General features: G+C 71.2%; 17 protein-coding genes and 1 riboswitch. Of the genes, 10 read left to right on the forward strand and 7 right to left on the reverse strand.

The features are described from left to right. Positions 1-6 precede the first annotated feature (6 nt). The 5 genes from KBX50_RS27625 to KBX50_RS27645 are packed head-to-tail and all read right to left on the reverse strand — an operon-like array spanning position 7 to position 5,427. Positions 7-777 carry an ATP/GTP-binding protein gene (locus tag KBX50_RS27625; protein WP_210940683.1) on the reverse strand — a complete coding sequence of 257 codons (771 nt, stop codon included), beginning with the start codon at positions 775-777 and terminating at the stop codon, positions 7-9. Next, positions 755-1,237, reverse strand: coding sequence for a DUF742 domain-containing protein (locus KBX50_RS27630; RefSeq protein ID WP_210940685.1), 483 nt, complete (start codon positions 1,235-1,237; stop codon positions 755-757). The genes KBX50_RS27625 and KBX50_RS27630 overlap by 23 nt, the downstream gene beginning before the upstream one ends. Then, positions 1,234-1,704 carry a roadblock/LC7 domain-containing protein gene (locus KBX50_RS27635; RefSeq protein ID WP_093403345.1) on the reverse strand — a complete coding sequence of 157 codons (471 nt, stop codon included), beginning with the start codon at positions 1,702-1,704 and terminating at the stop codon, positions 1,234-1,236. Before KBX50_RS27635 ends, KBX50_RS27630 begins: the two co-directional genes overlap by 4 nt. Continuing rightward, positions 1,701-4,268 carry a nitrate- and nitrite sensing domain-containing protein gene (locus tag KBX50_RS27640; RefSeq protein ID WP_210940688.1) on the reverse strand — a complete coding sequence of 856 codons (2,568 nt, stop codon included), beginning with the start codon at positions 4,266-4,268 and terminating at the stop codon, positions 1,701-1,703. Before KBX50_RS27640 ends, KBX50_RS27635 begins: the two co-directional genes overlap by 4 nt. Further along, the gene (locus KBX50_RS27645; RefSeq protein ID WP_210940690.1) at positions 4,255-5,427 is read right to left on the reverse strand and encodes a hypothetical protein; all 1,173 of its coding nucleotides are present in this window, start codon (positions 5,425-5,427) and stop codon (positions 4,255-4,257) included. Before KBX50_RS27645 ends, KBX50_RS27640 begins: the two co-directional genes overlap by 14 nt. A gap of 368 nt (positions 5,428-5,795) precedes the next feature. On the opposite strand from KBX50_RS27645, the gene KBX50_RS27650 reads away from it, so the two are divergent. After that, positions 5,796-8,663 carry an alpha/beta fold hydrolase gene (locus KBX50_RS27650; protein WP_210940692.1) on the forward strand — a complete coding sequence of 956 codons (2,868 nt, stop codon included), beginning with the start codon at positions 5,796-5,798 and terminating at the stop codon, positions 8,661-8,663. Further along, positions 8,663-9,562 (forward strand): ABC transporter permease, encoded by a 900-nt coding sequence (locus KBX50_RS27655; protein WP_210940693.1) that lies wholly within the window; start codon positions 8,663-8,665, stop codon positions 9,560-9,562. The genes KBX50_RS27650 and KBX50_RS27655 overlap by 1 nt, the downstream gene beginning before the upstream one ends. A gap of 39 nt (positions 9,563-9,601) precedes the next feature. On the opposite strand, the gene KBX50_RS27660 is transcribed toward KBX50_RS27655, so the two are convergent. Next, positions 9,602-10,339: a DUF4232 domain-containing protein gene (locus KBX50_RS27660; RefSeq protein WP_210940695.1), complete on the reverse strand. Its 738-nt coding sequence runs from the start codon at positions 10,337-10,339 to the stop codon at positions 9,602-9,604. A gap of 203 nt (positions 10,340-10,542) precedes the next feature. Between KBX50_RS27660 and KBX50_RS27665 the strand changes: the two genes are divergently transcribed. The 5 genes from KBX50_RS27665 to paaN all read left to right on the forward strand — a co-directional run bounded on the left by KBX50_RS27665 (position 10,543) and on the right by paaN (position 16,595). Beyond that, complete coding sequence (locus KBX50_RS27665) at positions 10,543-10,989, forward strand: DoxX family protein (RefSeq protein ID WP_210940698.1); 447 nt, start codon at positions 10,543-10,545, stop codon at positions 10,987-10,989. A 118-nt stretch (positions 10,990-11,107) separates the two neighbouring features. Next, positions 11,108-11,243: riboswitch (SAM riboswitch) on the forward strand. Between the two features lie 9 nt (positions 11,244-11,252). Further along, a complete protein-coding gene (thrC, locus tag KBX50_RS27670) occupies positions 11,253-12,539 on the forward strand; it encodes a threonine synthase (protein WP_210940700.1) in 1,287 nt (428 codons plus the stop codon). A gap of 239 nt (positions 12,540-12,778) precedes the next feature. Further along, on the forward strand, positions 12,779-13,798 hold the full coding sequence (locus KBX50_RS27675; protein WP_210940702.1) for a GNAT family N-acetyltransferase: 1,020 nt from the start codon (positions 12,779-12,781) through the stop codon (positions 13,796-13,798). Between the two features lie 50 nt (positions 13,799-13,848). Then, entirely contained in the window at positions 13,849-14,868 is a 1,020-nt protein-coding gene (locus tag KBX50_RS27680) for a GNAT family N-acetyltransferase (RefSeq protein ID WP_210940704.1), read from the forward strand. A 53-nt stretch (positions 14,869-14,921) separates the two neighbouring features. Further along, entirely contained in the window at positions 14,922-16,595 is a 1,674-nt protein-coding gene (gene paaN, locus KBX50_RS27685; RefSeq protein ID WP_210940706.1) for a phenylacetic acid degradation protein PaaN, read from the forward strand. A 62-nt stretch (positions 16,596-16,657) separates the two neighbouring features. Here the strand turns inward: paaN and KBX50_RS27690 are convergent, their stop codons facing one another. After that, complete coding sequence (locus KBX50_RS27690) at positions 16,658-17,188, reverse strand: GNAT family N-acetyltransferase (protein ID WP_210940708.1); 531 nt, start codon at positions 17,186-17,188, stop codon at positions 16,658-16,660. Positions 17,189-17,399: 211 nt separating this feature from the next. Between KBX50_RS27690 and KBX50_RS27695 the strand changes: the two genes are divergently transcribed. The 3 genes from KBX50_RS27695 (at position 17,400) to groL (ending at position 20,682) form a co-directional block, all read left to right on the forward strand. Then, on the forward strand, positions 17,400-17,603 hold the full coding sequence (locus KBX50_RS27695) for a cold-shock protein (protein WP_013288855.1): 204 nt from the start codon (positions 17,400-17,402) through the stop codon (positions 17,601-17,603). Between the two features lie 278 nt (positions 17,604-17,881). Continuing rightward, positions 17,882-18,784, forward strand: coding sequence for a hypothetical protein (locus KBX50_RS27700; RefSeq protein WP_210940710.1), 903 nt, complete (start codon positions 17,882-17,884; stop codon positions 18,782-18,784). 275 nt (positions 18,785-19,059) lie between these two features. Then, complete coding sequence (groL, locus tag KBX50_RS27705) at positions 19,060-20,682, forward strand: chaperonin GroEL (RefSeq protein WP_210940712.1); 1,623 nt, start codon at positions 19,060-19,062, stop codon at positions 20,680-20,682. Positions 20,683-20,699: the final 17 nt, after the last annotated feature.

The raw sequence follows: 20,699 nt of genomic DNA on the forward strand, positions 1-20,699 counted from the left end.
GTCGGCTCAGGCCCGTTTCTCCCGGGTGGCCCGATCCAGCGCGCGGTCCAGGACCACCAGCAGGGCGTCCCGGACCGAAAGCCGGTCCCGCGCGTCGAACTGCACCAGGGGTACATGTTCGCCGATCGCCAGAGCCCACCGGATCGCACCCAGGTCGTGCGCCAACCGCCCGTCGAAGGCGTTGACCCCGACCACGAACGGCAGTCCCGCCCGTTCGAAGAAGTCGATCGCCGGGTAGCAGTCGTCGAGCCGGGCGCTGTCGACCACCACCAGCGCGCCGAGCGCACCCCGGGCCAGGTCGTCCCACATGAAGCCGAAACGGGTCTGGCCCGGTGTGCCGAACAGGTAGAGCTTCAGGCTTCGATCGATGGTGACACAACCGAAGTCCATCGCCACCGTGGTGGTGGTCTTTCCGGAGCGCTGACCAGGGTCGTCGACGCCGATCCCGGCGGTGGTCATCTCCGCCTCGGTGGTCAGCGGGGCGATCTCCGAGATCGAGCCCACGGTGGTGGTCTTGCCCACCCCGAAGCCGCCGGCCACCAGGATCTTCACCGGGATCGGCGGTGTCGCCCGGTGGGTACCCGTGGTGGCGGGCGTCGCGGCCGGCGGCCGGTACGGCGGCGGCGCCGGGGCGGCGTGGGCCGGTGGCGGTGGCGCGGTGGCCCGGCCAATGGACGGTGGGGTCGGTGTCGGACCGCCGTAGCGGGCCGCGGCGCTGTTGGCGGCGAGCGCGCCCGGTGGCGCGGCGGGCCAGTCAGGAGATTGCACGGAGTCCATCAATCACTCGCAGGATGACGTCGGGGTCGAGGGCGTCGTCGGCGTCGGTCACGTGTACGTCCAGGTGGCCGGCGGCGCGCAGATCGCCCACCAGCACCCGGGTCACACCGAAGTGCAACCTGGTCTTGGCGGAGATCTCGGCCACCGAGATCGGCTCACCGCAGAGCGCCACGATCGCCTGGAGTTCCGGGCTCAGCCGGGTGGCCGTGACGTGCCACGGTTCGGTGGTCGGTCGGGCGGTCACCTGGGTCTCCAGGCCGATCGTGGGGTCGGCGCCGGCCACCCGGCCGGCGGTCAGCACGAAGGGGCGAGGCCCGGTCGGCCCCGCCTCCTCGGGCTCTGGTCCGATCGCCGCCGGTGCGCCCGCCGGGCCGGCGGAGCCGGCCGGGGAGGACTCGCGCAGGTAGGGCCGGATGCGGATCACCGGCTCCTGTTCGGCGCCGGCGGCGTCGGGACTCATTGCTGTACGGAGTTCTTGAGCTCGGCGATCAGACGCGGCGTGAGCGCACCACCGGCCCGACCGGCGAAGAGGGTCATCTCGTAGGCAACGGTGCCCAGGTTCGCCGACCGGTCGGCGACCACGCCGAGCACCGAACCGCTGCTGATCGCACTGATCAGGAGATAACCCTCGGCCATGTCCACCACGACCCGGTTGAGACCGCCCAACGCGTACCAACTGGCGGCCCCGCCGGCCAGGCTGGTCATCCCGGAGACGACCGCGGCGAGCCGCTCCGCGTTGGACCTGTCCTTGATCGCGGACATGGCCATCAGCAGGCCGTCCGACGACACGGCGATCGCCTCCAGCACCCCCGCGGTCCCGGAGGTGAAGGAATCCAGCAGCCAGTTGAAGGTGCGGGCCTCGGGGCTGAGGTCGCCGGCGGGGTGGCTCTGGTGGTCGAGGTTCTCGTGCACGTGCGGGCTGGTCAACGTGGCGTTCCTTCGTCGTCGCTGCGGTCGTTACGGACGTCGCGTAGAGCCCGGGCGACGCCCGTCTCGAACGCGTTGATGCGATCGCGGACCTCGGCCGGATCGCCCGGGTCCTGGGTGAGCGGTTGTTGCGGTAGCTGCGCGATCAAGTTGGCGCCGGGCACCCTGCGGGACAGCTGGGACAGCCCCGGCGGAGCGGGCGGCTCGACCGGCTGCGGCAGCGCGTCGGCCTGGCTCAACTCGGCCCGGCGTACCCCCGACTCGAACGCCTCGACGGCGGCGCGGGCGGCGCTCGGGTCCACGCCGCTGGAGTCGACCCGGCCCACCTTCGGTGCCGTCCTCGGCAGGCTGGCGCCGGGCACCCGCTGCCGGATGCCGGGCATCGGGGCCGGCGGGATGGCCGACGCCGGTGCGACCTGCGGCACCGTCACGGTCGCCGGGTCGATTGCGGCCGATTGCTCGTCGGTCTTCCCGGCGGGCTCCGGGCCGGTGCCGAACGCGTCCCAGGACTCGGACAGTTCCATGCTCTCGGTCGCCCGGGTCAGCAACGTGGGGTTGAACCCGACCGGTTCCGGCACGGGGGTGGCCAGGTCCACCGACGCCGGGGTGTCCCGGGTCGGTGGCACCGGTTCGAGCTGGTGCCGGGCCGGCAGGGCGGCCACCGGCTCGGCCCGGCCGACCGGTGGAACCGGGAGGCCGGCCGGCTCGGGCGTCCCGACGACCAGCGACGTACGGGGAATCTGGAGGGTCGCGGTGACGCCGCCGCCCGGGGTGGCGGAGAGACCTACCGCCCACCGGTGCCGGCGGGCCAACCGACCCACCACGAACAGCCCCAGCACCTCGGTCGGCGCAAGGTCCAGCCGCTCCGGTCGGGTGATGCGGGCGTTCTCGTCGGTCAGCCGCGCCTCGGTCATGCCGATGCCGTGGTCCACCACGGTGAGCTGTACGCCGTTCTCGGCGAGTTCGCCGCTGACCAGCACCCTGGTCTGCGGCGGCGAGAAGACTGTGGCGTTCTCCATCAGTTCGGCGAGCGCCAGCACCAGGTCGCCGACGATCGCGGGTGCGGCGGCGGCCTCGGTCGGCACCTGGACGTCCACCCGGGTGTAGTCCTCGATCTCACCGAGGGCGAGGCGGACCACGTTGGCCAGCGGAACCGGCGCGACGTGCGCGACGTCACCCACCGCGCCGGAGAGCACCACGAGGTTGCCCGCGTTGCGTCGCAGCCGGCTGGAGATGTGGTCGAGCCGGTACAGGTTCTCCAGCCGCCCCGGATCGGTCTCCTGCTGCTCCAACCGGTCGATCAGGGCGATTTGCCGACCGACCAGGTTCTGGGTACGCCGGCCGACGTGGCCGAACATCTGGGCGACGTTGCGTCGGCTCGCCGCCTGCCGCTCCACCAGCCGTGCGGCCGTGTTCTGTACCCGTTCGAAGGCGCGGGCCAGGTCGCCGACCTCGTCCCTGGCGCGGACATCGACGGGATCGAGGCGAACGGGTTGGGCGTTGTCGACCTCGTCGTCGGCCACCCGGACCAGTTCGGACTCGGCGACCCGGGCGACCCGGTCCGCGGAGCGGGTGAGCCGGGTCAGCGGCCCGGTCACCGTGCGGCCGATGGCCAGGGCGAGCAGCACCACGCCGACCAGGATCACCGCGACCAGCGCGGTCACCCAGTACGCCCCGGACAGCGCCGTCTGCCGTTGTGTGCGTACCTCGGCGGTCACGTCGGCGACCAGTTTCTTCTCGACGAACTGGCCGAGCGTGATCAGCGAGGAAACGGTCGGGAAGAGGGCCTGGATGGGGATGCCCGCCACCGCGGCCGCCGGGTCCTGGGCGCTCTGTTGGAGGAACTCCGGGCTGGTTCGGGCGTCGACCGCGGTCTGCTCGATGTTCACCAGCGCCTGCTGCTCCGGGGTGAGCAGGCCGAGCATCTTGTTGCTCTCCGACTGGAGGGTGGCCATGTTGGCCACGAAGGCGGTGGCGAACTGTGGGTTCGGTGCGGCAGCGACCAGCACGATCAGGGCACCGCCGCTGCTGAGGCCCTCGCTCTTGCGCAGGATGCTGTCCAGGGCCAGCGTCTGCCGTCCGGCCGGAGTCCGGGTGTCCACGTCGTGCGGCAGCCGCAACGAGTCGATCAGGGCGAGATGGACCGGCCCGTACGCGCCGATGACCTGTGGCGGCGCGGCCTGTCCGGCCAGTACGGCCGTGCGTACCTCGGCGAGTTGCGCAACGCCGTCGAGTGCCGTGTCCACCTCGGCCGGAAGGTCACCGTCGAAATCGGCCCGCAGATCGACGATCCGGTCGTCCACCTCCGCGATCTCCTGCACCAGCGTGCTGCGCTCGACCTGCCCGAGCAGGAGCCCGACGGCGAGCATCCGTTCCCGTTGCAGGTGCTGAAGGAGGGTGCCGACCCGGCTGGCGAGCTGGACGGTCTGGTCGATGTCGGCGGCCCGCTGGGCCACCCCGGCTCGTTCCCAGACCACCGGCAGGGTCAGCCCCAGCATGCAGAGCAGGGGAATGGTCACCAGCAGGCTGAGTTTGCCCCGGATGCGGAGCCTACCGAGCAGCATCGAAGGGCCTCCACCGATCCGGCTCGTGGACCTGTCCCACCGGCTGCAGCACCGGTGGTGGTGCGGCGGGACGTGACCCGACGGCACCCCACTGGACGCCGGACGGCGGAGTCGGCACGCCGCCGCCTGCCGGCGGGGCGGAGGTGTCTCTCGGACGGGACATCCAGCCGCTCACCGCGAGACCGACCAGCAGCAGTGCGGCGAAGCCACCCGCGCCGAGGATCAGCAGGCGATCCTGGTCCAACCCGTCGAGTCGCTCCACCAGCAGCCGGTCGATCTCGTCGAGAAGGACCGGGTGGAGCTGCTTCGTGGCCTGCTGCGCCTCGTTGCGGGCGGCGAGGAGCCGGGTCGTGTCGACCGTGCCGGCCCGATCGATCGGCTGGGAGTGCAGGGCCATCGTCTCGACGGCACGCTGGTATGCGTCGAAGGGGGTGAGCACGTTCGCACCCAGGTCGGCGCTCTCCGTGTTCTCCACCACCGCCCGCAGGTTGTTGGCCAGGTCGTTGGCGGGTTGCAGGGCGGCAGCCCGGAGGGTGGCCAGCTGGCTGAGCGACTGGATCCGTTCGGCTGCGGGCCGACGGTTCATCAGGACGGCCAGGTCGGTGAGGCGGCCGGCGGCCACCATCGCCTCCGGCATCTCCTCCGCGACGCCGTCCTGGAGGAAGTAAGCGTCGACACCAGGATCCCGGATCAGGCCGGAGGTCTCCCGGACCTTGGCGTGCAGGGCCAGCAGCAGGTCGGTGACCTCGCCGTACACGGTGAAGGCGGTCTCCGGGTCGGCCAGTGAACGTTCGGGGAGCGCCTCCAACTTCGCGCGGAGCCCGGCCCACCGCTCGCTGGTGCTCAACTCACCACCGATGCGCGCGTCGACCGTGGCGGCCCGCTCGACCGCCTGGTCGAGGGTGTCCCGGCGCAGCGACCGGCCGGTGACGGCGGCGCTCTGCGCGTCGACCAGCGCATCGGTCACCGGACCGAGGGCGCGGAGGTACTCGACGCCGAGTCGTTCCCGCGCGACGACGTCGCGGTCGCTGTCGACGAACTGATGTGCCTGTACGACGAGGAACGCCACCGGCAGCAGCAGCGCGGTGGCGATTAGCAGCGGCAACAGCCGGCCCGGTGTCCGGGGCCGGCGACGGACCCGCGGAGCGGGAACGGTCATGGTTGTCTCCTCCGGCATGGCGCAGGTTGTCCGACGGCGTCGACGAGCCGGTCCCGTGCGCCGGACCGGAAAACTAATCGAAGGCTGGCGCTATCGGTCGGTCGGCAACCGTCAGCTTTGCGTCACTTCGAGCGATGTGACTCACGGCGATCAATTCGCTCACGGTAAGTGCCGTTCATGTGGGAGATAGGCGTACTTGAGTCTAGATTGAAGCGAAAGGCAGGAATTTCCGCGATACGAAGTCATCCCAAAGGTTCGCCGACTGGATGCTGTTCGGATGACCTTCGCCGGATGACGATCGGGCTACCAGGACGGACGTACGGCGGATCTCAGCTAATACTCAGGTTTCGGGCCGTACCGTGTGCCCAATGAGATCGCCGTTCTCGGCCGCGCGGATCCGACGCGCCCTGCCCACCGGTCGCCGGGCCGTCGCCGCCACCGCGGCTGTCGTCCTGCTGGCGGCGGCCGTGGTGTGGGCGGTCTGGCCGGACCGGCCGGGCTTCCGCACGGAGTCCGCGATGCTCACCGTCCGATCCGGACCGGCCGGTGACGAGCCGGTCGACCTGGACACCACGCTGTACCTTCCGCGTGACGCCGCCGCCGGCCGCGAGGTGCCGGCGGTCCTGCTCGCCCACGGCTTCGGCGGCACCAAGGAGTCGGTCCGCACCGACGCCGAGGACCTGGCAGACCGGGGGTACGCCGTACTGACCTGGACCGCTCGCGGCTTCGGTCGCAGCGGTGGCCAGATCCACCTGGACAGTCCCGACCACGAGGTACGCGACGCGCAGCGGCTGCTGGACTGGCTCGCCGCGCGTCCGGAAATCCGCACCGACGCCACCGGCGACCCCCGGGTGGGGGTGGTCGGCGGCTCCTACGGCGGTGCCCTGTCACTGCTGCTCGCCGCCCAGGACCAGCGGGTCGACGCGATCGTTCCGATGATCACCTGGAACGATCTGTCCCGCGCCTTCCTGCCGGAGAGCACCGGCGGCGAGCCGACCGAGGGAGTGTTCAAGTCCGGCTGGGCCGGCATCTTCTTCGGTGGCGGCGGAAACGTCGGTTCCGGCCCGGCCGGGATCTCCGGCACCGGCGCCGAGACGCCGGAGGGCGCGCCCGGCGCCGGGCCGCCCAGCCCCGCCCCGGGCCAGGGGCCCGGCACCGCACCCGGCGCACCGGCCGTCGGCGGTCTGCCCGATCCCTCCTGCGGACGGTTCGCCGCCGACGTCTGCGCCGCGTACCTGCGCATCGCCGCCACCGGCCGGGCCGACCAGGCCGCCGTCGACCTGCTGCGGCGGTCCAGCCCGGCCGGGGTGCTGGACCGGATCACCGCGCCGACCCTGCTGGTGCAGGGCGCGGCGGACACCCTCTTCCCGCTCGCCGAGGCCGACGCCAACGCCCGGGGCATCGCCGCGAACGGCACCCCGGTCCGGGTCGCCTGGTTCACCGGCGGCCACGACGGCGGCTCCGGACCGCAGACCGACTCCGACCGGGTGAAGTTCCTCACCGCCCAGTGGCTGGACCACTACGTGGCCGGCGACGGTGACCAACCGGGGGACACCTTCACCTTCTCCCGGATCGCCGGCTTCGACGCGATGGACCGGGGCCTGGTCGCCACCGGCTACCGCACCGACGACTATCCCGGTCTCGGCGGCGACTCCCGCGTCGAGGTGGTCGTGGCCGGCCAAGCGCAGCCGGTGGCCAACCCGCCCGGCGGCAATCCCGCTGCCATCTCCTCCCTACCGTTCGCCGGCTCGCTGAGCTCGCTGCTCAGCGGGGTCGCCGCCGACATACCCGGGCAGCACGCCCGGTTCGAGTCCGAGCCGCTGACCGAGGCGGTCGACATCGTCGGTGCGCCGACCGTGTCGCTGCGCGCCGCGTCGAACAGCGGCGAGGCCGTCCTCTTCGCCAAGCTCTACGTGGTCGACCCGGAGGGTGCGGCCACCCTGCCCAGCGGGCTGATCGCGCCGCTCCGGCTCACCGGCCTGCCAGCGAGCGTCGACGCCGCCGCGCCGGTCACGGTCACACTGCCGGCGATCGTGCACCGGGTGGAGGCCGGGCACCGGCTCCGGCTGGTGGTGGCCACCTCGGACCAGGCGTACACGACCCCGATCGAGCCGGCGGTCTACACCGTCGCGGTCGGCGACACGCCGATCAGCCTGCCGACTGTCGACAGCGACCCGATCCCCACCGAGGCGGCGCTCTGGCGCTGGATCCTGGTCGGGCTGCTCGCCGCGATCGTGGTCGGGCTCGTCGTGCTCGTGGCCGTGCTGCGCCGCCGGCACCGTCGCCAGGACACCTCCGTGCATCCGGAGTACGCGGACACCCCGCTGGCCGTGCGCCGACTGCGCAAGGAGTACGCCGACGGCTTCGTCGCGGTCTCCGAGGTGGACTTCGAGGTGCACCCCGGTCAGGTGGTCGGCCTGCTCGGGCCCAACGGCGCCGGCAAGACCACCACGCTGCGGGTGCTGATGGGGCTGACCCAGCCGACTGCGGGGGAGATCTACGTCTTCGGGCACCGTCTGGTGCCCGGCTCGCCGGTGCTGTCGCGGATCGGTGCGCTGGTGGAAGGGCCGGGATTCCTGCCGCATCTGTCCGGCCTGGAGAACCTGAAGGCGTACTGGCGGGCGACTGGCCGGCCGGAGAGCGACGCCCACTTCGAGCAGGCACTGGAGATCGCCGGGCTGGGTTCCTCGGTGCACCGGCGGGTGCGCAAGTACAGCCACGGAATGCGGCAGCGCCTCGCCATCGCCCAGGCCATGCTCGGTCTGCCGGAACTGCTGGTGCTCGACGAACCGACCGACGGGCTGGACCCACCGCAGATCGCCGAGATGCGCCGGGTGCTCCAGCGGTACGCCACCGACGGTCGGGCGGTGCTGGTCTCCAGCCACCTGCTCGCCGAGGTGGAGCAGACCTGTACCCACGCCGTGGTGGTGAACAAGGGCCGGATCGTGGCCTCCGGGCCGGTCGAGGAGATCGTCGGTGACTCGCCCAGCGTGCTGTTCGAGGTGAGCGACCCGACCGCGGCCCGGACCGTGCTCGACGGCCTCGGCGGCGTACGGGTGCTGGACGACGCTGACGGGCAGTTGGTGGTGGACACCAACGGCACCGCCCGCAGCGAGGTGGTCGCCGAGTTGGTCCGGGCCGGGATCGCGGTGGACCGGGTGGTGCCCCGGCGCCGCCTGGAGGACGCCTTCCTCGCCCTGGTGGGCGAGAACTCTCGGGGAAGCGGGGACCGGTGATGGCGGGATCGACTGTCGAGCCGACGCGGGACAGGACAAGCGTCGCGGCCTCGGGAGCGGCGGCGGGCTACCGGCCCGCCGGGACGCTGCCGTTCGGTGCCGAGTTCCGCCGGCAGGCGTCGCGTCGGCGTACCCAGTTGGCGCTCGGCTTCATGGTGCTGCTGCCGCTGATCATCCTGATCGCGTTCCAGTTCGACCCCAACGACGACGACAACGGCGGGGGCGAGTTCGGCAGCCTGATCGATCTCGCTACCTCTGGCGGGCTGAACTTCACCCTCTTCACCATCTTCGTGTCCGCCTCGTTCCTGCTGGTCGTCGTGGTCGCGCTGTTCTGCGGCGACACGGTGGCGAGCGAGGCGAGTTGGGGAAGCCTGCGCTACCTGCTGGCGATTCCGGTGCCCCGGGCCCGACTGCTCACGGTGAAGCTGCTGGTCGCGCTCGCGTACTCGGCGCTGGCGCTGATCCTGCTCGCCGGCACGGCACTGGCCATCGGCACCCTGCGCTACGGCTGGTCGCCGCTGCGCAGCACGGTCGCCGCGCAGTTGGAGCCGGGCGAGGGGCTGCTGCGGTTGCTCGCGGTGCTCGGGTACCTGGCGATCGTCCTGCTGGTGGTCGCGGGCCTGGCGTTCCTGCTGTCGGTGACCACGGACGCGGCGCTGGGCGCGGTGGGTGGCGCGGTGCTGCTGTGGATTCTCTCCAGCATCCTGGACCAGATCACCGCGCTCGGCGCGATCCGGTCCTTCCTGCCGACCCACTACAGCACCGCGTGGTTGGGACTGCTCTCCACGCCCGTACAGACCGACGACATCGTGCGGGGCACGGTCTCGGCGATCTGCTACGCGACCGTGTTCTGGGGCCTGGCGTTCTGGCGCTTCACCCGCAAGGACATCACCAGCTGAGCACGCTGTCCGTGCCCGCTCGGCCCGTGCTCCGTTTGGTCAGAGCAGCGGGACCGGTGTGGTGGGCGGCGGGTTGGGCGCCGCCCGCGTCGGCTCCGGCGTGCTCGGCTCGCGTTTCTGCCAGGCGCTGACCCCGAGCCGGTCGGTGTTGCCCAGGTCGATCCGGCCCTGTATGACGACCTCTTGTGCGGGCCGGCCGCGCAGCGGGGCGACGTCGAGGTGTTCGGCGTTGGTCGCCACCACTGTCGGGTTGTCGACCAGGTTGCGCCAGAGCAGGGCGGTGCCGGCCGCCTCGCCGGGGGCCAGTACCAGGGGGCGGGGTGGGTCGTCGAAGCCGGACGTGATTCCTTTGGCGCCCCGGATCACCCGAACCGGGATGACGTCGCCGTCCGCGTCCCGCAGCCGCGGTTCCGGGTAGCCGCGCAGCCGGTAGGGGCGGTCGCCGCAGTTGACCAGTTCCAGGCCCATCGCCCGCAGCCCCATCGCGGCGCTGACGCCCCGGTAGGTGATCCGTACACCGGAGTCGGGGCAGCCGGACGTCGGGCCGTTGCTTCCCCCGGGATCGCCGTCCCGGGAGGGCGTGCCGCCGGAATCGGCGTCGTCGGACGGCGCGCTGCCGGATCCACGGGAAGCCAGGACCGGGCCGGACGGCGCACCCGCGATGTCGCCGGCCGGGGCGCAGCCGGCGAGCAGGCCGAACGCCGCGGCGATCGAGACCGAGACGGTGACGAGCCGACGCCCACCGGCGGCTGGGCTGCGGACCGTTGTGCGTGGCATCGGAGCATCGTCGCACCCGGCCACGGCGGCTTGTGCTCCCGCCACCCACGTAAGCAGACCACAAGATTTCCGCCGTAGGGCCACCCCCGAAAGTTCCGGCCGCTAGACTGCGTGTGGGAGCGTTCCCAACAAGAGAGATTGCATCGACAACTATCTATAGAGTCCGCATTCTGGTACCACCACCCCACTCGTAGGAGGTACCAATGCGCACTGACCGGTTCGGCGGGCCGGCTCTGTCCCTGTTCCGCATTGTCATCGGGTTGTTGTTTCTCATTCACGGCATGTCGTCCGTCTTCGGCGTCTTCGGCGGCAACCGTGGCACCGGCGAGGCGGTGCCGCTCGGCCAGTGGCCGGGCTGGTACGCCGCGATGATCCAGTTGGTCTGCGGCGCCCTCGTGCTCCTCGGTCTGTTCACTCGGCCCGCGGCGCTGCTGGCGTCGGGCTCCATGGCCTACGCGTATTTCGTGGTCCATCAGCCCGAGGCGCTGCTGCCGCTGCGGAACAACGGCGAACTGTCCGTCCTCTTCTGCTGGGCGTTCTTCCTGGTGGCGGTGCTCGGCCCGGGCACCTGGGCGGTGGACACGCTCTGGCGACGCGGGGCTGCGACGGTCGCCCTGGCCGAGGGCGAACGGCGGTCCGTGCCGGCCTGACGGCGATGCTCAGCGGCGCCGGGGGGCACGAACGGCGCCGCTGAGGTTTCGCTCACAGGCTGAGATTGACAGGCGACGGCCGCGTCCGGATTGCCTAGACTCGGCGACACAACTGCATACCTCATCCAGAGGGGCTGAGGGATACGGCCCGACGACGCCCCGGCAACCACCTCGCGCGCTCACCGTTGAGCGTCCGGCGGGGCAGGTGCCAATTCCGTCCCCGCCGCAGGGTGCGATGCGGGGAAAGATGAGAGGACTTCGACATGACGTCGACGCTCGCCCCGTCCGGCATCGACACCGCCGCCAGCCCCGCCCGTGCCCTGGTCTGCCGCGCTTGTTCGGCCCGCTACCCGCTCGCCGCCCAGCACGCCTGTTACGAGTGTTTCGGCCCGCTGGAGGTCGACTACGACCCGGCCGCGCTCGCCACCGTCACCCGCGAGCAGATCGAGGCCGGCCCGCGCAATCTCTGGCGGTACGCCGCCCTGCTGCCTGCCGGCCAGGACCCGGCCAACCGGGTCACCCTGGACCCGGGTTTCACCCCGTTGGTGGCCGCCGACCAGCTCGCCGCCGAGTTGGGCATCACCGCTCCGCTCTGGGTCAAGGACGACAGCGCCAATCCCACCCACTCCTTCAAGGACCGGGTGGTGTCGGTGGCGCTGACCGCCGCCCGCGCGCTTGGCTTCTCCCGGTTCGCCTGCGCCTCCACCGGCAACCTGGCCAACTCCGTAGCCGCGCACGCCGCCCGGGTGGGTGCGCCCTCCGTGGTCTTCATCCCCAGCGACCTGGAGCAGGGCAAGGTCGTCACGACCGCCGTCTACGGCGGTGATCTGGTCGCCATCGACGGGTCGTACGACGACGTGAACCGGCTCTGCGGCGAACTGGTCGAGACCGACGAGTTCGAGGACACCGCCTTCGTCAACGTCAACGTACGGCCGTACTACGCGGAGGGGTCCAAGACGCTCGGCTACGAGGTGGCCGAGCAACTTGGTTGGCGGATCCCCGCCCAGGTGGTCATCCCGATGGCCTCGGGCGAGCTGCTCACCAAGATTGACAAGGCGTTCAGCGAGCTGGTCGAGATCGGCCTGGTGGAGGCCCCGGCCGGCGGCTGGAAGGTCTTCGGGGCGCAGTCGGCCGGCTGCAACCCGATCGCCACCGCACTACACGCGGACACCGACTCCATCACTCCGGTCAAGCCGACCGGGATCGCCAAGTCACTGAACATCGGCGACCCGGCCGCCGGGCTGTACGCCCTGGAGGCGGTGCGCCGCACCGGTGGCTGGATGGACTACGCCGACGACGACGAGATCCGGGCGGGGGTACGCCTGCTGGCGCGTACCACCGGGGTCTTCGCGGAGACGGCTGGCGGGGTGACCGTGGCGGTGCTGCGCAAGCTTGTCGAATCGGGCCGACTGGACCCGACCGCCGAGACGGTGGTCTTCAACACCGGTGAAGGGCTGAAGACCCTCGACGCGGTCGCCGGTGAGGTCGGCCCCACCCACCGGATCAAGCCTTCGTTGCGGGCCGCTCGCGACGCGGGCCTGCTGAGCTGACGACGAACGGATGAGTAAGCGGCATTTCGCAGGGAGTGAGCGAAACACGCCGCCAGGGACTTGACGACCGCAAACGGACGGCGCAAGATGCTCCGTGCGGGAGGGCGCTTCGCCGTAGACTTTCAGTCTTTACGACCCAGCGCCGGAGGCGTTGTGCGATCGTCCCTCCCGACCAACGTCCGAGCGGGCCAGCGAAAATTCGCTGGCCCGCTCGTCTGTCGCTGGCGCAGGCTGCCGGCATGACCATCACCATCACCCCGGTCGGGGCCGCCGACGAGGCGGCCGTCGAGCAGGCGTATCAGGTCGGTGCCGCACAGGTGGCCGCCGACGAGCCGGACTTCCCGCCCCTCTGCCGGCAACGATTCACCGCCCTGCTACGCCATCCGATGCCGGGCTACGAAACCAGCATGCTGCTGGCGCGGATCGACGGTGAGCCGGCCGGTTTTCTCCGGCTGGACCTGCCGCAGTTGGACAACACCGAGAACGCCTCCGCTGAGCTGATCGTGCATCCGGCACAACGCCGCCGAGGCGTCGGCCGAGCGTTGGCCGAACATGGGCTCGGCCTGCTGCGCGAGCGCGGGCGTAAACGGGTGAGTGCGATGAGCCGCGCTGAGCTTGCCGGCGAGCCCGGCCGCCGGTCGCCGGGTAACGCGTTCGCTGTGGCCATGGGCGCGGTCGATGCCCTGACCGATGTGCGGCGACGCCTCGACACCGCCGACCTCGATCAGGCGAAGCTTGACGCGCTGCTGGCCGACGCCCGGGATCGCTCGACCGGCTACCAGGTGCTGTGCTGGCGCGGGTACACCCCCGACGACCTGGCCGCCGACGTGGCGTACCTCGACGGACGGCTGCTGGCCGACGCGCCGATGGGCGATCTGGCGTGGGAGCCGGAGCAGGTCGACGCCGATCGCCTGCGCGGCACCGAGCTGGCGCTGGATGCGCGGGGCCGGCGCCGTTACCACGTCGGCGTCCGCCACGAGGCATCCGGTCGGCTGGTCGCGTGGACGCTGCTGGACGTCGGTGCCTCCGCGGACTGGCACTCGTTCCAGCAGATCACCATCGTCGACCCGGAGCACCGGGGACACCGGCTGGGCCTGCTTGCCAAGATCGAAAACTTGCGGCACCTGCTCGCCCACGAGCCGGGCGTACGAGTGATCGACACCTTCAACGCGGCCAGCAACGACCACATGATCGCCATCAACGAGCAGCTCGGTTTCCGGGTGCAGGACCGGTGGAGCAACTGGCAGCTCAACGTCTGACCGGCGAAAACCGGTGGCGGTGGCCGGGCGGCGCCGGCACGCTCACCGCCATGGACATCGCCGTCATGCCGTACGACTCCGCCGACGAGGCAGCGCTCGACGAGGCGTACCGCGTTGTCGCGGCGGCGCAGGCGGTCGACCTGCCCGATCTGCCGGTGGGAGACCGGACCGAGTTCGGGCTCCTGGTCGCCCATCCGCCGCACGGCAACGTGATCCATCAGGCGTTGGCCCGGCGGGACGGCGAGGCGGCCGGCCACCTGCGGATGCGGCTGCCGCAACTGGAGAACACCGGCATCGCCACCGTCGAGCTGACTGTCGATCCGGCGCAGCGGCGGCGGGGAGTGGGCCGAGCGCTGCTGGCGTACGCCCGGAAGGTGGCCGCCGAGCACGGCCGGGAGCGGTTGATCGGTGAGACCCCCGGGCCGCTACCCGGCGGACCGGCGCGCGAGGCGCCCGGGGCGGCCTTCGCGGCGGCGGCCGGAGCGCAGGCCGCGCTGGCCGAGGTGCGGCGTCGACTGGACACCACGCGACTCGACCAGGCGACCCTGACCGCCCTGCACGATGCCGCCCGCGCCCGGGCCGCCGGCTACCGGACGGTGGCCTGGCGGGGTCCGGTGGCCGAGGAGTACGTGGTCGACGTCGCCCGGCTGGAGAGCCGGCTGCTCGTCGATGCGCCGATGGGCGATCTGGCGATCGAGGCGGAGCAGGTGGATGCCGCGCGGTTCCGGGAGATCGAGCGGATCCAGCGGCTGCGGGGGCGACGGCGCTACCACGTCGGCGCGGTGCACCAGGCGACCGGCCGGATGGTCGCCTGGACGATGATCGACAGAGGTCCGTCCACGCCGTGGCACGCCTGGCAGGAGATCACCATCGTCGACCCCGCACACCGGGGGCACCGCCTCGGCCTGCTCGTCAAGGTCGAGAACCTTCGGCACGCACTTGCCCACGAGCCGGCCCTGACCGCGATCGACACCTGGAACGCGGCGGTCAACGATCACATGATCAGCATCAACGAGCAGCTCGGGTTCCGCCCGGTCGACGCCTGGACCGATTGGCAGCTGACCATCTGAAGTTGTGACACGCCCCTACTGATCTGAGGGCTTCGTGTTGCATGATTGCGGGCATGACGGAGACCCCGCACCCCCTCTACGACAGGCACGCCGAGACCCTCAACCGCGCGCTGACCGCGATCACGGAGCGGGGGTACTGGTCCGCCTACCCGGAATCACCCAGCCCACGGGTGTACGGCGAGACCGCCGCCGCCGACGGCAAGGCCGCCTTCGAGGCGTACCTGGGCGGAGACTTCCCGCTGGACCAGCCGGGGGACGGCGACCGGGTCACCACCGAGCACAGCCCGTTCGGCGTCGCCCTGAACGTGCGCTACCCGCACGCCGACGCCGACCGACTGGTCGCCGCCGCGTCAGCGGCGCTGCCCGCCTGGCGGGACGCCGGCCCGCGGACCCGGGTGGGTGTCTGTCTGGAGATCCTCGACCGGCTGCACAAGAACGTCTTCGAGTTGGCCAACGCGGTGCAGTTCACAAGTGGTCAGGCGTTCGTGATGGCCTTCCAGGCCGGTGGTGCGCACGCCCTGGACCGCGCGCTGGAGGCGCTGGCCTACGCGTACGCGGAAATGACCCGGCATCCGGGCACGGCCGGCTGGGAGAAGGCCGCCGGCAAGGGCGACCCGCTGCGGATGTCCAAGACCTTCCACGTGGTGCCCCGGGGCGTGGCCCTGGTCATCGGCTGCAACACCTTCCCGACCTGGAACTCGTACCCGGGTCTGTTCGCCTCGCTGGTCACCGGCAACCCGGTCGTGGTCAAGCCGCACCCGCGCGCCGTGCTGCCGCTGGCCGTCACCGTGCGGTACGCCCGGCAGGTGCTTGCCGAGGCCGGCTTCGACCCGAACCTGGTGCTACTGGCCCCCGAGGCCCCCGGCGAGAAACTCGCCTCGACGCTGGCCCTGCACCCGGCGGTCCAGATCGTCGACTTCACCGGCTCCACCGAGTACGGCGACTGGCTGGAGGCGAACGCCCGTCAGGCGGCGGTGTACACCGAGAAGGCCGGGCTCAACACGGTCGTGATCGACTCCACCGACGACTTCGCCGGGATGTGCCGCAACCTGGGCTTCACGCTGACGCTCTACAGCGGCCAGATGTGCACCACCTCGCAGAACATCCTCATCCCCCGGGACGGCATCGACACCGACCAGGGGCACAAGAGCTTCGACGAGGTGGCCAGCGGCATCGCCACGGCGGTCGGCAAGCTCACCGGTGACCCGGCCCGCGGGGTGGAGCTGACCGGCGCGATCGTCAACGACGGGGTGCTGGAGCGGCTGGACGAGGTGACCAAGGTCGGTTCGCCGGTGCTGGAATCGCGTACCGTCGAGCACCCCTCGTTCCCGGACGCCGTGGTGCGTACGCCGACCATCGTCAAGCTGAACGCCGGTGACACCGAGACCTACTCGCGGGAGTGGTTCGGGCCGATCTCCTTCGCCATCGCCACCGACTCCACCGCGCACAGCCTGGAGATCCTGCGCTCGACCGTGGGGGAGAAGGGTGCCCTCACCGCAGCGGTCTACTCCACCGACGACGCGGTGCTGGACGCCACCGAGGCGGCGGCGATCGAGGTCGGGGTGCACCTGTCGGCCAACCTCACCGGCGGCGTCTTCGTGAACCAGTCGGCGGCCTTCTCCGACTTCCACGGCAGCGGAGCGAACGCGGCGGCGAACTCGGCGTTGACCGACGGGGCGTACGTGGCGAACCGGTTCCGGATCGTGCAGAGCCGCCGGCACGTCTGAGCGGTGATGCGGCTCCGGGGGTCTTCCCCGGAGCCGCCCAGGTCGGCGATCGTCTGTCGGATCTACGCGGCTCTGCGCATCTGGAGTTCGCGCAGGGTGGGGATGCTGGGGTGCGGGACGCGGACGCCGGTGTCGACGAATCCCAGGCGCTGGTAGGCCCGGTAGGCGCGGTCGTTGCCGACCACCACCTCGAGCATCAGCTCGTTCCGTCCGCAGGCCCGGGACCAGCCCGCCACCCCACCGACCAGCTCCGCGAGCAGGCCGGTGCCCCGCCAGCTCGGCGTGATGTAGACGGCGTAGAGCACGGTCACCCCCGGCTCGGCCGGGTGTGCCATGCCACCGACGTGCCCGACGAGCCGGCCGCCCGGATCCGCCACGAACTGCGCCGTGTCCGGGCCGGCGGAGACCCGGGCGACCCGGGCGGCGTACTCGGCGTGTGGTCGGGCGGCGGCCTCGGCGATCGTCTCCAGGAAGGCCAGCGGCGCGTCCGCGAGCATCTCCAGGCGCAGTGCCCGCATCCGAGCTGTGTCGGCTGGCTCGACTCGGCGGATGACGGCCCGGCGCAAGCCCGTTCCGTCGGTGACGCTCGTCATGCCGGAATGCTTATCACAATGACGTACGACGATACGGGCGACTGTAATACGCCCGATTTGTGGTCGTGCGCCGTCGTCACTCCTCGTGTAGCGTGCGATTTCGGTCACCCGTTTCAGTGGTCGTCGCCGACTGCCGAAACCGGTGGTTTCCGGGTGCCGGCGCGCCGGCGACCCGAGGTAGTGGAACGCCGTGCAGAGTGAGGAAAACACCGTGGCACAAGGCACCGTGAAGTGGTTCAACGCCGAGAAGGGCTACGGCTTCATCGCCGTCGACGGCGGGCAGGACGTCTTCGTTCACTTCTCCGCGATCGAGATGGACGGCTACAAGGCGCTGGACGACGGTCAGCGGGTGGAGTTCGAGATCGCCCAGGGCCAGAAGGGCCCACAGGCCGAGCGGGTACGCGTCATCGCCTGAGCGCCGACCACCCACCCCACCGACCGATCGTCGTTCGGGGTGGCGTGACCATCGCCGGAGGGGGCAGCGGTGCCGGCGCCCCACAAGGGAAGATCATGGGCCGAGCCAGCCGTCGCTGAGGAGGTCCCATGTCCGACCAGCCGCCCCCGACAGGTCCGTCCTCTCCGCCTCCGGGCGAGCCGCAGCCGCCCGCCGGATGGATCGGCCAACCACCCCTCCCGGGCCAGCCTCCGCACGGTGTACCGCCGGCTCATCCCACGCAGCCGCCCCACCCCGGCATGACGCCGTATCCCGGCCAGCCGTTCTACGGCTGGTACCCCCCGGGCGGCTACGGCCTCGACCCCTCCGACGCCCTGGTCACCCCGCCCGGGTCCGGGCTGGGCGGCTGGTTCACGCGGTGTGTGGGCGCCGCCCGCCGGGGTTGGCGACCCCTGCTGCCGATTCTCGTCCTCACCCAGGCGCTGCCGGCCGCGGTGCTGTCGGTGCTCGTGCTGGCCGTGGACCCCTCGGCCCGCTGGGACGCCCAGCTCGCCAGCGACTCCGCCGCGCTGCCGGCGAACTTCTGGTCCGATCTCGCGACACTCCTGGTCGTGGTGCTCGGTGGCAGCCTGCTGCTCGGTGTGGTGCAGGCCGTCGGCTGGGCCGCCGGCACCTGGGTGATCGCCCGGCAGGCGGTCGGCGAGTCGGCCGGTCTCGGTGCCGCCCTGCGCTACGGAGCGCGTCGGGCGCTCGGTCTGTGGGGCTGGACACTGCTCATCACCCTGATCGTCACCTTCGGGTTCTGTCTGTGCTTCCTGCCCGGCGTGTACGCGGCGTTCGCGCTGGCCCTGGCCGGCCCGGTCTACCTCTTCGAGCGGCACGACCCGCTCAGCAGGTCGCACCGCATGCTGCGTGACCGGCTGGGGCTGCTGCTCGGCCGGGTGGCGCTGGTGGGTGCCGCCGTGATCGGTTTCTCACTGGCCGCGAGCGTGCTGGAGTCGCTGGCGATCCTGCCGTTCGGCACCACTCCGTTGGACTCGCCGGGCACGGCGGTGGGCGCGGTGCTGACGATTGCGGTGGTCGCGGTGCTGACGCTGCCGGCGTACCTCGCGCAGCTGGTCGGGCTGGTCGTCACCTACGCCGAGCAGCGGGCACACGAGGGCCCGGTGAACGCCGCCCAACTGGCGGCCGAACTCGGCTGACCCGGGCCATCGTGCTTGCACTCGGCAGGGCAGAGTGCTAAACAAGTCATTGGCACTCGCATGGCGTGAGTGCCAGCTGGTCGGGACGGTGGGGCTGCGGTCGCGCTCGTGACATAACCACGGGTGTGGCACGTGGCCGGTCGTCGCGGGCTATCCGGCCCGGCCGAGGAGACGTCGCCGTCGCCAGGTGGCGACGTCCCAAGGTGCGTACACCAGACGGCCCATCCGGGGCACACACTCGGGTGGCCCGTGAGTGTCCAGGAGGACAACGCCGTATGGCCAAGATGATCGCGTTCGACGAAGAGGCGCGCCGCGGCCTCGAGCGGGGCATGAACCAGCTCGCCGACGCCGTGAAGGTGACCCTCGGCCCCAAGGGCCGCAACGTCGTGCTCGAGAAGAAGTGGGGTGCCCCCACCATCACCAACGATGGTGTGAGCATCGCCAAGGAGATCGAGCTCGAGGACCCCTACGAGAAGATCGGCGCCGAGCTGGTCAAGGAGGTCGCCAAGAAGACCGACGACGTCGCCGGTGACGGCACGACGACGGCGACCGTCCTGGCCCAGGCACTCGTTCGCGAGGGCCTGCGCAACGTGGCCGCCGGCGCCAACCCGATGGCCCTGAAGCGGGGCATCGAGGCTGCGGTCGCCAACGTCTCGGAGGAGCTGCTGAAGCTCGCCAAGGACGTCGAGACCAAGGAGCAGATCGCCTCCACCGCCTCCATCTCCGCTGGTGACGCCAGCGTCGGCGAGATCATCGCCGAGGCGATGGACAAGGTCGGCAAGGAAGGCGTCATCACCGTCGAGGAGAGCAACACCTTCGGGCTGGAGCTGGAGCTCACCGAGGGTATGCGCTTCGACAAGGGCTACATCTCGGCCTACTTCATGACCGACCCGGAGCGTATGGAGGCCGTCTTCGACGACCCGTACATCCTGATCGCGAACAGCAAGATCTCGTCGGTCAAGGACCTGCTCCCGATCCTGGAGAAGGTCATGCAGGGCGGCAAGCCGCTGCTGATCATCGCCGAGGACCTGGAGGGCGAGGCCCTGGCCACGCTGGTGGTCAACAAGGTCCGCGGCACCTTCAAGTCGGTCGCCGTCAAGGCGCCGGGCTTCGGTGACCGCCGCAAGGCCATGCTGACCGACATCGCCATCCTCACCGGTGGCCAGGTCATCAGCGAGGAGGTCGGCCTCAAGCTGGACGCCGCCAGCCTCGACATGCTGGGCCGGGCCCGCAAGGTCGTGGTGACCAAGGACGAGACCACCATCGTCGACGGTGCCGGCGACGCGGAGCAGATCCAGGGTCGGGTCAACCAGATCCGGGCCGAGATCGACAAGAGCGACTCCGACTACGACCGGGAGAAGCTGCAGGAGCGGCTGGCCAAGCTGGCCGGCGGCGTTGCGGTGATCAAGGTCGGCGCGGCCACCGAGGTCGAGCTCAAGGAGCGCAAGCACCGCATCGAGGACGCGGTCCGCAACGCCAAGGCCGCCGTCGAGGAGGGCATCGTCCCGGGTGGTGGTGTCGCGCTGGTCCAGGCCGGCAAGACCGCCTTCGACAAGCTCGACCTGGCCGGCGACGAGGCGACCGGCGCGCAGATCGTGAAGATCGCGCTGGACGCCCCGCTGCGGCAGATCGCCGTGAACGCCGGCCTTGAGGGCGGCGTCGTGGTGGAGCGGGTCCGCAACCTCGACGCGGGTCACGGCCTCAACGCCGCGACCGGCGAGTACGTCGACCTGCTGGCCGCGGGCATCATCGACCCGGCCAAGGTGACCCGTTCCGCGCTGCAGAACGCCTCGTCGATCGCCGCGCTGTTCCTCACCACCGAGGCCGTCGTGGCGGACAAGCCGGAGAAGACCCCGGCCGCACCGGCTGGCCCGGGCGGCGGGGACATGGACTTCTGAGTCCAGCTCCAACGCCG

The organism is Micromonospora sp. C51, from assembly GCF_018070435.1.
GTDB classification, from domain to species: Bacteria; Actinomycetota; Actinomycetes; order Mycobacteriales; family Micromonosporaceae; genus Micromonospora; species Micromonospora sediminimaris.

What these genes read in the sequence shown, in the direction of transcription:
- KBX50_RS27700 (WP_210940710.1), top strand. Translation starts at nt 17,882, where the DNA reads ATGACGCCGTATCCCGGCCAGCCGTTCTACGGCTGGTACCCCCCGGGC.
- groL (WP_210940712.1), top strand. Translation starts at nt 19,060, where the DNA reads ATGGCCAAGATGATCGCGTTCGACGAAGAGGCGCGCCGCGGCCTCGAG.
- KBX50_RS27660 (WP_210940695.1), bottom strand. Translation starts at nt 10,339, where the DNA reads ATGCCACGCACAACGGTCCGCAGCCCAGCCGCCGGTGGGCGTCGGCTC.
- KBX50_RS27645 (WP_210940690.1), bottom strand. Translation starts at nt 5,427, where the DNA reads ATGACCGTTCCCGCTCCGCGGGTCCGTCGCCGGCCCCGGACACCGGGC.
- KBX50_RS27675 (WP_210940702.1), top strand. Translation starts at nt 12,779, where the DNA reads ATGACCATCACCATCACCCCGGTCGGGGCCGCCGACGAGGCGGCCGTC.
- KBX50_RS27650 (WP_210940692.1), top strand. Translation starts at nt 5,796, where the DNA reads ATGAGATCGCCGTTCTCGGCCGCGCGGATCCGACGCGCCCTGCCCACC.
- KBX50_RS27665 (WP_210940698.1), top strand. Translation starts at nt 10,543, where the DNA reads ATGCGCACTGACCGGTTCGGCGGGCCGGCTCTGTCCCTGTTCCGCATT.
- KBX50_RS27680 (WP_210940704.1), top strand. Translation starts at nt 13,849, where the DNA reads ATGGACATCGCCGTCATGCCGTACGACTCCGCCGACGAGGCAGCGCTC.
- KBX50_RS27690 (WP_210940708.1), bottom strand. Translation starts at nt 17,188, where the DNA reads ATGACGAGCGTCACCGACGGAACGGGCTTGCGCCGGGCCGTCATCCGC.
- KBX50_RS27625 (WP_210940683.1), bottom strand. Translation starts at nt 777, where the DNA reads ATGGACTCCGTGCAATCTCCTGACTGGCCCGCCGCGCCACCGGGCGCG.
- KBX50_RS27655 (WP_210940693.1), top strand. Translation starts at nt 8,663, where the DNA reads ATGGCGGGATCGACTGTCGAGCCGACGCGGGACAGGACAAGCGTCGCG.
- paaN (WP_210940706.1), top strand. Translation starts at nt 14,922, where the DNA reads ATGACGGAGACCCCGCACCCCCTCTACGACAGGCACGCCGAGACCCTC.
- thrC (WP_210940700.1), top strand. Translation starts at nt 11,253, where the DNA reads ATGACGTCGACGCTCGCCCCGTCCGGCATCGACACCGCCGCCAGCCCC.
- KBX50_RS27640 (WP_210940688.1), bottom strand. Translation starts at nt 4,268, where the DNA reads ATGCTGCTCGGTAGGCTCCGCATCCGGGGCAAACTCAGCCTGCTGGTG.
- KBX50_RS27630 (WP_210940685.1), bottom strand. Translation starts at nt 1,237, where the DNA reads ATGAGTCCCGACGCCGCCGGCGCCGAACAGGAGCCGGTGATCCGCATC.